7 protein-coding genes, 3 tRNA genes, 3 rRNA genes and 1 riboswitch are annotated in these 12,187 nt (G+C 52.6%); of the genes, 12 read left to right on the plus strand and 1 reads right to left on the minus strand.

The annotated features are described in order from the left end of the window. Positions 1-63: 63 nt before the first annotated feature. Positions 64-252, plus strand: a riboswitch (cobalamin riboswitch). A gap of 106 nt (positions 253-358) precedes the next feature. Beyond that, complete coding sequence (locus tag AALG83_07925) at positions 359-769, plus strand: DUF4430 domain-containing protein (GenBank protein MEY8383083.1); 411 nt, start codon at positions 359-361, stop codon at positions 767-769. Next, positions 741-1,271: a hypothetical protein gene (locus AALG83_07930; GenBank protein ID MEY8383084.1), complete on the plus strand. Its 531-nt coding sequence runs from the start codon at positions 741-743 to the stop codon at positions 1,269-1,271. Before AALG83_07925 ends, AALG83_07930 begins: the two co-directional genes overlap by 29 nt. A 64-nt stretch (positions 1,272-1,335) precedes the next feature. Here the strand turns inward: AALG83_07930 and murC are convergent, their stop codons facing one another. Further along, complete coding sequence (gene murC, locus AALG83_07935) at positions 1,336-2,715, minus strand: UDP-N-acetylmuramate--L-alanine ligase (protein ID MEY8383085.1); 1,380 nt, start codon at positions 2,713-2,715, stop codon at positions 1,336-1,338. Between the two features lie 204 nt (positions 2,716-2,919). Between murC and purR the strand changes: the two genes are divergently transcribed. The 10 genes from purR to AALG83_07985 form a co-directional block, all read left to right on the plus strand. After that, a complete protein-coding gene (purR, locus tag AALG83_07940; GenBank protein ID MEY8383086.1) occupies positions 2,920-3,732 on the plus strand; it encodes a pur operon repressor in 813 nt (270 codons plus the stop codon). A gap of 93 nt (positions 3,733-3,825) precedes the next feature. Then, positions 3,826-4,101: a septation regulator SpoVG gene (spoVG, locus tag AALG83_07945; protein MEY8383087.1), complete on the plus strand. Its 276-nt coding sequence runs from the start codon at positions 3,826-3,828 to the stop codon at positions 4,099-4,101. Positions 4,102-4,476: 375 nt separating this feature from the next. Beyond that, positions 4,477-6,009 (plus strand): 16S ribosomal RNA (locus AALG83_07950). Positions 6,010-6,109: 100 nt separating this feature from the next. Continuing rightward, positions 6,110-6,185, plus strand: a tRNA-Ala gene (locus AALG83_07955). Positions 6,186-6,189: 4 nt separating this feature from the next. Further along, positions 6,190-6,266, plus strand: a tRNA-Ile gene (locus AALG83_07960). 147 nt (positions 6,267-6,413) lie between these two features. Next, positions 6,414-9,325, plus strand: a 23S ribosomal RNA gene (locus AALG83_07965). A gap of 115 nt (positions 9,326-9,440) precedes the next feature. Further along, positions 9,441-9,557, plus strand: a 5S ribosomal RNA gene (gene rrf / locus AALG83_07970). The 16S, 23S and 5S rRNA genes sit together here with 3 tRNA genes alongside, the layout of an rRNA operon. 41 nt (positions 9,558-9,598) lie before the next feature. Next, positions 9,599-9,674, plus strand: a tRNA-Asn gene (locus tag AALG83_07975). A gap of 424 nt (positions 9,675-10,098) precedes the next feature. After that, positions 10,099-11,190 (plus strand): glycosyltransferase, encoded by a 1,092-nt coding sequence (locus AALG83_07980; GenBank protein MEY8383088.1) that lies wholly within the window; start codon positions 10,099-10,101, stop codon positions 11,188-11,190. 119 nt (positions 11,191-11,309) lie between these two features. Beyond that, a partial coding sequence (locus AALG83_07985; protein MEY8383089.1) for a collagen-like protein occupies positions 11,310-12,187 on the plus strand: 878 nt, incomplete at its 3' end.

Raw genomic sequence — 12,187 nt, forward strand, 5'->3', positions numbered from 1 at the left:
TTTGCGGAATCCCTGATCCGGGAATTTGACGAAAAACCGCGGCCGTGGTATGATAGCGGCAGAAAACCGAATAGGGCCTTGGGTGCTCGGCGCGGGAAACCGCGGCCGGCTGAAAAAGGAAACAGGTGAAAATCCTGTGCGAACTCGTCGCTGTAAGGGAGGAGCGCGCGCCACATGCCACTGGGAAACTGGGAAGGCGGCGCGGGCGGTGATGCCCAAGCCAGAAGACTTGCCCGGGGCTGATCACAGCGCCACGAGTGCTTGGCTGGTGAATGAGAGAAGCGTTCTTTTGAGATAGGGAGGCATCTTTTCTTTGTGCTGTGCATATTCGGCAGAGCGAAAGGAAAGGTGTTTTTTTATGGAACAAAAGAAATGGTGGCAGAAAAAGGGACTATGGATTAGCCTTGTGGCGCTGGTGGTGGTTGTTGTCGGCGCGTTTTGGGCATGGAAGGCGCTTTCGCCCAAGCCGGCGGCAGGCGCAAAGACCATCGCCGTCGAGGTTGTCCATAAGGATGAGAGCAAGAAACAGTTTGAGATCTCCACGGATGAGGAATACCTGCGCGGCGCGCTGGAGCAGGAGAACCTCATTGCGGGCGAGGAATCGGATTACGGCCTGTTCGTCAAGACGGTAGACGGCGAGACGGTCGACGATGCAAACCAGGAGTGGTGGAGCTTCACGAAGGGCGGCGAGATGCTGAATACCGGCGTGGACAGCACGCCCATTGCGGACGGCGAGCACTATGAGATCACCTTCACGGTGGGCTACTAATCTTCCGGGCAAAACCCGGGATATTGCGCTGGCAGGCGCTTTTGGCGCACTGCTGTTTGTGGCGCAGATTGCGCTCTCGTTTTTGCCCAATATCGAGCTGGTTTCCATTCTCGTCATCGTCTACACCCTGGTTTTTCAGGGCAAGGTGATCTTAATGCTTGGGGTATTTATCCTGCTGGAAGGCCTTGTTTATGGCTTTGGCATCTGGTGGGTCTCCTATCTCTACCTCTGGCCGGCTCTGGCAGGGCTCACGTGGCTTTGCCGAAAGATGCAGAGCAGCCTGGGCTGGGCGATTCTGGCCGCGGCCTATGGCCTTAGCTTCGGAGCGCTTTGCGCCATCCCCTATCTATTGACGGGCGGATGGGCGGCAGGGCTTTCCTATTGGGTTTCGGGAATTCCCTTTGATCTGGCGCACTGCGGGGGCAATTTTGTGGCCGCGCTGGCGCTCTACCGGCCGCTGCGCGGGGCGCTGACCCGGCTGCAAACGGCCCTGATTGCATAAAAAAAGAGGAGAGATTTTCTCCTCTTTTTATTTTCCGGCAAATCGCTGGGAAACCAAATGTTTGCTATTTTTCCAGCAGAATCATCTGCTGTTTATAGACGTCGCCCGAGCCCAGCGTCACGACGATATCGCCGCTCTGCCAGTTTTTCAGGAGATATTCCTTGATATCCTGGAAAGTGGGCAGATAGAGCGCGTTGTGCGAATGCGCGTTGATCTCATCCACCAGATCCGTGGCGTGAATATCGCCTGTATCGATATCCCGGCCGGGATACAGGTTCGGCACCATGACGACGTCTGCCTTCTCAAAGGCCAAGCCGTATTTTTTGCGCAGTGTCCGGGCGCGGGTGAAGGAATTGCACTGGAAGAGCACATAGAGCTTTTTATGCGGATAGTTGCTGGCGGCATCCAGGCAAGCCTTGATTTCGGTGGGGTGATGCGCGTAGTCGTGGAAAATTTTGACGCCGTCCCGCTCGCCCACCAGCTCGAAGCGCCGCCCGGCCAGATGATAGTGCAGCAGCGCCTTTGCGCTTTCCTCAAAGGAAATGCCCATGGCCTCATAGGCGACGACGCAGGCCGCCAGTGCGTTCTGGACGTTATGCAGGCCGGGGACATGCAGTACGATATGCCCAAGCGCTTTTCCTTCTTTTATAATATCGAATTCCGGGTTGCCCAGCTCGTCGTATTCGACGTTCGCAGCATTATACTGCCCGTTGCCCTGGATGCTGTATGTGATGACATTGCAGTTCACGCGGGAAAGGGCTTTCTGCGTGTTTTCGTCGTCGGGGTTGGCAAACAGCACGCCGTTTTTGGGCAGCAGGGAGACGAACTGCACGAACGTATCGATAATTTCATCGATATCCCGGTAGCAGTCCAGGTGGTCGTCGTCGATATTGTTGATGACGATATGCGAGGGATGCAGCGTCAGGAAACTGCGGACGTATTCGCAGGCCTCTGTGATGAAGCAATCCTCTTTGCCCAGCCGCACGCCGCCTGATAGGAAATCTACCATGCCGCCGACGTGGACCGTCGGGTCGATATGCGCGTCGTTGCTGATGAGGGCCAGCATAGAAGTGATGGTGGTCTTGCCGTGGCAGCCCGCAATGCAGATGGATTTTTGATAGCTGCGGCTGACCTGCCCCAGCAGAACCGAGCGCTCCAGCATGGGAATGCCGTGCTCCTTGGCATAGGTGAATTCCACATTGCTGGGCTTAATCGCGGCAGAATAGATGACCAGCGCCGCGCCCTGCACATACGCGGCGTCGTGCCCAATCTGCACGGGGATATTCTGCTCCCGCAGCGTCTGCATAAAAGGAGAATCGTTAAGATCCGAGCCGCTCACCTGATACCCAAGATTATTCAGGATCTGCGCCAGGCCGCTCATCGAGCATCCGCCAACGCCGATAAAGTGAATTCTTCCTTCTTTATAATCCTCAAAGCTAACCATGATATTGTGTTCCTTTCCCTGACATACTTGTCGCGTTTGCTTCCAACATAGGCGTGAATCTTTCATTATTATACTAAATCTCTGGCAGGAGAACAACAATATCTTGAAAAATCGATAGAGATGCTGGATCTCCCGCGAAACGCATGGTATAATACGAATAATAAAGTAAAAATATTTATGAACATTCGGAACGAGGGAGAAAAAATGGAGCCAGCCACCAGAAAAGAAAGATTGTGCGTGCTCAGCGCGTATTTGACAGCGAACCCAAACCAGCTTTACCCATTGTCATATTTTTCTGAACTTTTCGGGGCGGCGAAATCGACTTTATCCGAAGATATTTCCATCATGCGCTCCGCTTTTTCCCGCAGAGGGATAGGCGAGATCGAGGTGATGATGGGAGCCAGCGGCGGCGTCCGCTTTTTGCCCGCCATGCCGGCAGAGGAGATGCGGCGCGCGCTAGCCGAGATCGCGCAGAAGCTGGAAAGCCCAGCCCGCATTCTGCCCGGCGGCTTCCTCTATACGGCGGATATTTTCCTTTCGCCGGTTTATGTGGAAAAAATGGCGCGGGTTCTTTGGAATTTCTTTAAAAATACCAGCCCGGATTTTATCATCACGGTGGAGACCAAAGGCATTCCGCTGGCCATGAATGTTGCCAGGTTTTTCGGCAAGCCGGTTGTCGTTGCGCGCAAAGAGAGCAAGCTGACCGAGGGCTCTGTCGTCACCATCAACTACCTTTCCGGCTCCTCCAAGCGTATGCAGACCATGTCGCTTTCCAAACGCGCGGTGCGCGAGGGTCAAAAGGCCCTAGTCATCGATGATTTTCTGGCCGGGGGCGGCACGGTGCGCGCCATCTGCGAGATGATGAAGGAGTTTGGCATCATTGTCGTGGGATGCGGCGTGGCCATTGCGACCCGGGAGCCGGAAGTCAAGCGCATCGAGCACTATAAGAGCCTCATGGTTCTGGAACAGATCGAAGAGGAGCAGCAAAAACTGCGCATCAGTGTCAATCTGGCGTAAAAAATGATGTTTTTGTGTTCCAGAAAAGGATTTTTCCCCGGCTTTGGCGAATAATGCAGGTAAATATCATCATAGTACCAGGGGAGGAACACTATGAACATCACGGATATTCGTGTGAAAAGAATCAGCACGCCGGGGAAAATGCGTGCCGTTGCATCCATCACCTTTGATGACATGTTTGTCGTGCATGACATCAAAATCATCGAAGGCCAAAGCGGGTTGTTCATTGCAATGCCCAGCAAAAAAATGCCCAATGGCGAATATAAGGATATCGCTCATCCGCTCAATTCGCAGGCCAGGGAAAAGATTCAGGCAGAGATTCTAACTGCTTATGAAAATCTCCCGGAAGAAATGGGCAGCTTTGAATAAGCAAGCGTTAACAAAACAATCATATTTTTTATAGAAAATGGCTTTGACCTCGCGTCAAAGCTTTTCTTCTTTTCCATAATATATGAGAAAATAGGAAAAATATGCCAAGAAAACACGAACAATACCACGGGTAAGGAAGGGGAAAGATGGCAATAATATCGAACGATCTATGCCCTCTAAAAAGAAACTCACGACTTTCAAAAAAGAATGAAAAAACCAGTTGACAAAGGGGAGGGTGTTTGGTAATATAGAGAAGCGCTCTTCGGAGCGGACCTTGAAAAAACAATATAGCGTAAAAAAGAAAGACAAAAAGACGAGCTTGGACTACTCTTAAGAAGGAAAAAGCAGGGAAGCGAAAGCAGAACTGTTAAGATTTTAATTGAGAGTTTGATCCTGGCTCAGGACGAACGCTGGCGGCGTGCTTAACACATGCAAGTCGAACGAAGAACTAAGAAGGAATTCTTCGGAAGGAATTTTTAGTTACTTAGTGGCGGACGGGTGAGTAACGCGTGAGCAACCTGCCCATAAGAGGGGGATAACAGCTGGAAACGGCTGCTAATACCGCATAAGACCACATTGCCACATGGCAGAGGGGTCAAAGATTTATCGCTTATGGATGGGCTCGCGTCTGATTAGCTAGTTGGTAGGGTAACGGCCTACCAAGGCGACGATCAGTAGCCGACCTGAGAGGGTGATCGGCCACACTGGAACTGAGACACGGTCCAGACTCCTACGGGAGGCAGCAGTGGGGAATATTGGGCAATGGGGGAAACCCTGACCCAGCAACGCCGCGTGAGGGAAGAAGGCTTTCGAGTTGTAAACCTCTGTCCTATGGGAAGAAGAAAGTGACTGTACCATAGGAGGAAGCTCCGGCTAACTACGTGCCAGCAGCCGCGGTAATACGTAGGGAGCAAGCGTTGTCCGGAATTACTGGGCGTAAAGGGTGCGTAGGCGGCGCAGTTAGTCAGAAGTGAAATATCGGGGCTTAACCCCGGGGCTGCTTCTGATACTGCTGTGCTCGAGTGCAGGAGAGGTAAGTGGAATTCCTAGTGTAGCGGTGAAATGCGTAGATATTAGGAGGAACACCAGTGGCGAAGGCGACTTACTGGACTGTAACTGACGCTGAGGCACGAAAGCGTGGGTAGCAAACAGGATTAGATACCCTGGTAGTCCACGCTGTAAACGATGAATACTAGGTGTAGGGGTCATAAGACTTCTGTGCCGGAGCAAACGCAATAAGTATTCCGCCTGGGGAGTACGGCCGCAAGGCTGAAACTCAAAGGAATTGACGGGGGCCCGCACAAGCAGCGGAGCATGTGGTTTAATTCGAAGCAACGCGAAGAACCTTACCAAGGCTTGACATCCCGATGACCGGCGTAGAGATACGCCTTCTCTTCGGAGCATCGGTGACAGGTGGTGCATGGTTGTCGTCAGCTCGTGTCGTGAGATGTTGGGTTAAGTCCCGCAACGAGCGCAACCCCTATTGTTAGTTGCCAGCATTTCGGATGGGAACTCTAATGAGACTGCCGGGGATAACTCGGAGGAAGGTGGGGACGACGTCAAATCATCATGCCCTTTATGTCTTGGGCTACACACGTGCTACAATGGTCGGTACAAAGAGCGGCGAGCTCGTAAGAGTAAGCGAATCTCAAAAAGCCGGTCTCAGTTCGGATTGTGGGCTGCAACCCGCCCACATGAAGTCGGAGTTGCTAGTAATCGCGGATCAGCATGCCGCGGTGAATGCGTTCCCGGGCCTTGTACACACCGCCCGTCACACCATGGAAGTTGGGGGCGCCCGAAGCCAGTGGCCTAACCGCAAGGAGGGAGCTGTCTAAGGTGAAACCAATGACTGGGGTGAAGTCGTAACAAGGTAGCCGTATCGGAAGGTGCGGCTGGATCACCTCCTTTCTAAGGTGTAACAACCAAACTAGTAGGGAAGCTTGTTTTAAGTCAAGTATTTTTTACGCTCATATTGTCAAGGTAAAGAAGAAGGAAACCACACTCTTTTGGGGGTGTAGCTCAGCTGGGAGAGCACCTGCCTTGCAAGCAGGGGGTCAGCGGTTCGATTCCGCTCATCTCCACCATTAGGGGCTCATAGCTCAGCCGGTTAGAGCGCGCGCCTGATAAGCGCGAGGTCGGTGGTTCGAGTCCACTTGAGCCCACCATCAAGGGTGGAAGCCTTTGAAGAAAAGCACATTGAAAACTATATAATATGCAAAACAAACTAAAAAAACTTTTAGGGTAAAAGAAATACAATTTTGCTGTAAAAAGCTGAGAGTAAGGAAATTATCTGAAAAGTCTTAGGAAAAAATGATCAAGTGAACAAGAGCGTAGGGTGAATGCCTAGGCATCAAGAGCCGAAGAAGGACGTGGTAAGCTGCGAAAAGCTGCGGGGAGCTGCAAACAAGCGTTAATCCGCAGATGTCCGAATGGGGAAACCCGGCAGGTGTAAAAGCCTGTCACTGCAAAGTGAATCCATAGCTTTGCAGAGGGAACCCGGTGAACTGAAACATCTAAGTAGCCGGAGGAAAAGAAAGTAAGAACGATTCTCTTAGTAGCGGCGAGCGAACGGGGAAGAGCCCAAACCGGAAGTCTTCGGACGTCCGGGGTTGTGGGCCGGCGTAAGCCATCGAAGGTATCTAACTGAAGACCGTTGGAAAGCGGCACCAAAGAAGGTAAAAGTCCTGTAAGTGAAAGAGAAGATCGGGCGGCCGGTACCAGAGTACCACAAGGCACGTGAAACCTGGTGGGAAGCAGGGGGGACCACCCCCCAAGGCTAAATACTACTTGATGACCGATAGCGGAATAGTACCGTGAGGGAAAGGTGAAAAGTACCCCGGGAGGGGAGTGAAAGAGAACCTGAAACCTTACGCTTACAAGCAGACGGAGCACGATTAGAGCGTGTGACGTTGTACTTATTGAAGAACGGGCCAGCGAGTTACGTTATGCAGCGAGGTTAAGGCGTTCAGCGCCGAAGCCGCAGGGAAACCGAGTCTGAACAGGGCGATAGTTGCATGATGTAGACCCGAAACCGGGTGACCTATCCATGGGCAGGTTGAAGCGGTAGTAAGATACCGTGGAGGACCGAACTCACTAGAGTTGAAAATCTAGGGGATGACCTGTGGATAGCGGTGAAATTCCAATCGAACTCGGAAATAGCTGGTTCTCCTCGAAATAGCTTTAGGGCTAGCCTCACTTGAAGATATACGGAGGTAGAGCACTGAATGGGCTAGGGGGCCTCAAAGCTTACCGAACCTTATCAAACTCCGAATGCCGTATATTACTGAGTGGGAGTCAGACAGTGGGAGCTAAGTTTCATTGTCAAAAGGGAAACAGCCCAGATCATCAGCTAAGGCCCCAAAGTGTAGGTTAAGTGGAAAAGGATGTGAGATTGCCTAGACAACTAGGACGTTGGCTTAGAAGCAGCCACTCATTCAAAGAGTGCGTAATAGCTCACTAGTCGAGTGATCTTGCGCCGAAAATGTCCGGGGCTAAAACCTACCGCCGAAGCTATGGACTTGTATTAACAAGTGGTAGAGGAGCGTCGTGTGCGGATAGAAGCCATACCGAAAGGAGTGGTGGACTGCACAGGAGAGAGAATGCTGGCATGAGTAACGAAAGTGGGGTGAGAATCCCCACCATCGAAAGCCTAAGGTTTCCTGGGGAAGGTTCGTCCGCCCAGGGTAAGTCGGGACCTAAGCCGAGGACTAGATGGTCGTAGGCGATGGACAACAGGTTGATATTCCTGTACCGCCTTTAGCGTTTGAGAGAAGCAGTGACACAGAAGGATAGACCAAGCGGGTTGATGGTAGAACCCGTCCAAGCATTGAGGCTTGGGAGATAGTGAAGTACGTCTCCCTTTAAGGCTGGGATGTGATGGGGACAGAACATAAGTATGGAAGTGGTTGAATTCACGCTGGCGAGAAAAGCTGCTATCGAGCGAAGAGGCGCCCGTACCGCAAACCGACACAGGTAGGCGAGGAGAGAATCCTAAGATGAGCGAGATAACCCCTGTTAAGGAACTCGGCAAAATGACTCCGTAACTTCGGGATAAGGAGTGCCTAGCAATAGGTCACAGTAAATAGGGCCAAGCGACTGTTTAGCAAAAACACAGGTCTGTGCGAAATCGAGAGATGAAGTATACGGGCTGACGCCTGCCCAGTGCTGGAAGGTTAAGAGGAACTGTTAGGGCAACCGAAGCAGTGAATTGAAGCCCCAGTGAACGGCGGCCGTAACTATAACGGTCCTAAGGTAGCGAAATTCCTTGTCGGGTAAGTTCCGACCCGCACGAATGGCGTAACGACTTGGTCACTGTCTCAACAGGGGACTCGGTGAAATTGTAGTACCGGTAAAGATGCCGGTTACCCGCGACTAGACGGAAAGACCCCGTAGAGCTTTACTGTAACTTGGTATTGAATTTCGGCATTGGATGTACAGCATAGGTGGGAGGCTAGGAACTGCTTGCGCCAGCAGGCAGGGAGCCGCCATTGGGATACCACTCTTCTAATGTTGAAACTCTAACAACGTGCCATGAACTGGGCGTTGGACATTGCCAGGTGGACAGTTTGACTGGGGCGGTCGCCTCCGAAAAGGTAACGGAGGCGCCCAAAGGTCTCCTCAGCATGGTCGGAAATCATGCGTTAGAGTGCAAAGGCATAAGGGGGCCTGACTGCGAGACAGACATGTCGAGCAGAGACGAAAGTCGGGCTTAGTGATCCGGCGGTATGAGAGTGGAATTGCCGTCGCTCAACGGATAAAAGCTACCTCGGGGATAACAGGCTTATCTCCCCCAAGAGTCCACATCGACGGGGAGGTTTGGCACCTCGATGTCGGCTCGTCGCATCCTGGGGCTGGAGTAGGTCCCAAGGGTATGGCTGTTCGCCATTTAAAGCGGCACGCGAGCTGGGTTCAGAACGTCGTGAGACAGTTCGGTCCCTATCTATCGTGGGCGTTAGAAGTTTGAGAGGAGCTGTCCCTAGTACGAGAGGACCGGGATGGACGCACCACTGGTGTACCAGTTGTTCTGCCAAGAGCACCGCTGGGTAGCTATGTGCGGACGGGATAAACGCTGAAAGCATCTAAGCGTGAAGCCTCCCTCAAGATGAGACTTCTCATTCCTTAAAGGAAGTAAGGCACCTTGTAGACTATGAGGTTGATAGGTCAGGGGTGTAAGCACAGTAATGTGTTTAGCTGACTGATACTAATATGCCGAGGACTTGATCATACAAATTAGTTTGGAGTAGGATATTATATAGTTTTGAGTGTGCTTGACAAAGATTTGGAGTATGTGGTATATTTCAAGTCGAAGATGGCATACTATATGACAAGCGCATAAAGTTTCCGGTGGCGATAGCTAAGAGGATACACCTGTTCCCATCCCGAACACAGAAGTTAAGCTCTTATACGCCGAAGGTACTGCACTGGCAACGGTGTGGGAGACTAGGTAGCTGCCGGTTTCTATTTTATCAAAACTCTCTCAATGAGAGTTTTGAGTTTTTCCTCCTTAGCTCAGTTGGTAGAGCGTTCGGCTGTTAACCGAAATGTCGTTGGTTCGAGCCCAACAGGGGGAGCCAGAGCGGAGCAAAGAAATCTTTGCTCCGCTTTTTCATGCACAAACTCTATCTCGCAGGAGGGATCAGGAATGGTCAGCGATTTTATCAATGCGGCATTTCCCTGGATTTTCATGGGGTTATTCGCAGCAATTGGCTGCGCTCTTATGGGTAAAAAGAAGAAATAGGCTCTATATTGGAAAGCTGAATGCCTCGGGGAAGCTTTGTTTATGAAATGCCAAAGATTGTGGCCTCTGGGAGTATGTTTGGAAGCTTTGGCAATAGATTTTCATCAGTCATCGCAAACGAGACGGTATTACCGTCTCGTTTTTAATATCAAAATATGCAGAAAAAAGGAACTTTTACTTTTTATTTATCCTAGCTCAATTCGTTTGCACAACTTTTCTTTTCCCTCATATGATAAATAGATGCGAGGGGAGAGAGAAGCATGACGATTAGCCTTTGTATGATTGTGCGAAATGAAGAGGAGAGCCTGGAGCGATGCCTGGAAAGCGCCAAAGACGTTGCAGATGAGATCATTATTGTGGATACGGGGAGCACAGATGATACCATAGATATCGCAAAGCGCTATACCCAGAAAATTTATGATTTTCCATGGGTGGATGATTTCGCTGCTGCGCGCAACTTTGCTTTTTCCAAGGCAACACGGCAGTATTGCATGTGGCTGGATGCGGATGACATCTTGGAAACTGCTGATCGAGAGGCGCTGCTGCGGCTCAAAGCTTTGCTGCCAGAGGAGGTGGACGTCGTCATGATGCGCTACCACACTGCCTTTGACGAGAAAGGCCAGCCGACTTTTTCCTACTATCGAGAGAGAATTGTGCGCAACACCCGGCAATATCGCTGGGAGGGCAGGGTACACGAGGCGATTGTGCCTGTGGGAAATGTCGTCTATTCTGAGATTGCCGTCTCGCATCGAAAGGTAAAAGAGGCGGATTCCGGACGCAACCTGCGCATCTATGAGATGCAGAAAAAAGCGGGGGAAGCTTTTTCGCCAAGAGATCAGTTCTACTATGCAAGAGAGCTCTACTATCACGAAAATTACGATGCGGCGATTTCCGCGTTGCGCGAGTTTTTGGAGGAAGGCCGCGGCTGGCTGGAAAACAAGATAGAGGCCTGCCGAACGATGGCCCTTTGCTACAAAATGAAGGGGGAGGCGAGGAAAGCCCGGACGGCGCTTCTGCACTCCTTTGAATACGATACACCGAGGGCGGAGGTGTGCTGTGATTTAGGGGAGCTGTTTTTGACAGAGGAAAAATATGAGCAGGCGATCTTCTGGTATGAGCTTGCGCTGACCAAAAAGAGAAACGATGCTTCCGGTGCTTTTGTTTCCCCTGACTGCTATGGCTACCTGCCCTATATTCAGCTGTGCGTCTGCTATGACCGCTTGGGGCAGAAAAGGAAGGCCAGGGAGTATAACGAAAAGGCAGGAAAATTTAGGCCGGATTCGCCGGCTTATCAATATAACAAGGCCTATTATGAAAAACTCTTTGCAGAACACAAAGAGCTATCACAGTAGGGCGTTGCTTAGAATATAGTAGAGCGAGGCAAGCGATAGCCTTAGGATATGAACGCAGTTCATAAATATGAGAAAAGGAGCGAAGAAAAGTGAGTCCTTATCCTTTTAATAGACAGCCCATTTGCCCGAGATGCGGCAGACCCATCAATCAGTGCTGCTGCCATAGGGGCGCAACCGGCCCCACCGGCCCGACTGGCCCGCAGGGGCCGATGGGAATTCCCGGGCTTCCTGGCCCGCAGGGTGTGCCTGGCCCCCAGGGGATTCCGGGCGCGACGGGTGCGACTGGAGCAACCGGGCCAATGGGTTTCCCGGGCATTCCCGGGCCGACCGGCCCCACTGGCCCTGCAGGCGGCCCGACCGGACCCACCGGCCCGACGGGACCTACTGGCCCTTCCGGCCCGACGGGGCCCAAAGGAGAGACTGGACCGCAGGGCCCGACAGGTGCGCCGGGAACGAACGGCGCAATGGGCCCGACCGGCCCGACAGGTGCGCCGGGGACGAATGGTGCGATGGGCCCCACTGGTCCCACAGGCCCGACGGGTGCCGCGGGAACCAACGGTAGAATGGGACCGACTGGCCCGACAGGTGCAACGGGCGCGACTGGCGCAACTGGAGCACAAGGTGCGGCTGGCCCTGTAGGTGCAACTGGTTCTACCGGAGCGACCGGCGCCATGGGTGCACCGGGCAATACCGGCGCGACTGGCCCGATGGGTCACACAGGGCCTGCTGGAGCAACCGGTATGCCGGGGGCAACCGGGCCTCAGGGTCCCACGGGAGCAACTGGCGCGAATGGTCTAAACGGCGCGATGGGCCCGACCGGCCCCACAGGAGCAACGGGTCCGCAGGGCGTAGCAGGAGCTAACGGTGCAACAGGTCCGACAGGCGCAACCGGAGCAGCAGGAGCTAACGGCGCAACCGGCCCGACAGGCGCAACCGGAGCAGCAGGAGCTAACGGCGCAACCGGCCCGACAGGCGCAACCGGAGCAGCAGGAGCTAA

The organism is Christensenellaceae bacterium 44-20 (genome assembly GCA_041223705.1).
Taxonomy (GTDB): domain Bacteria; phylum Bacillota; class Clostridia; order Christensenellales; family Christensenellaceae; genus QANA01.

Coding starts and splice junctions, on each gene's coding strand:
- AALG83_07925 (MEY8383083.1), top strand. CDS start 359: ATGGAACAAAAGAAATGGTGGCAGAAAAAGGGACTATGGATTAGCCTT.
- AALG83_07930 (MEY8383084.1), top strand. CDS start 741: ATGAGATCACCTTCACGGTGGGCTACTAATCTTCCGGGCAAAACCCGG.
- murC (MEY8383085.1), bottom strand. CDS start 2,715: ATGGTTAGCTTTGAGGATTATAAAGAAGGAAGAATTCACTTTATCGGC.
- purR (MEY8383086.1), top strand. CDS start 2,920: ATGGAGCCAGCCACCAGAAAAGAAAGATTGTGCGTGCTCAGCGCGTAT.
- spoVG (MEY8383087.1), top strand. CDS start 3,826: ATGAACATCACGGATATTCGTGTGAAAAGAATCAGCACGCCGGGGAAA.
- AALG83_07980 (MEY8383088.1), top strand. CDS start 10,099: ATGACGATTAGCCTTTGTATGATTGTGCGAAATGAAGAGGAGAGCCTG.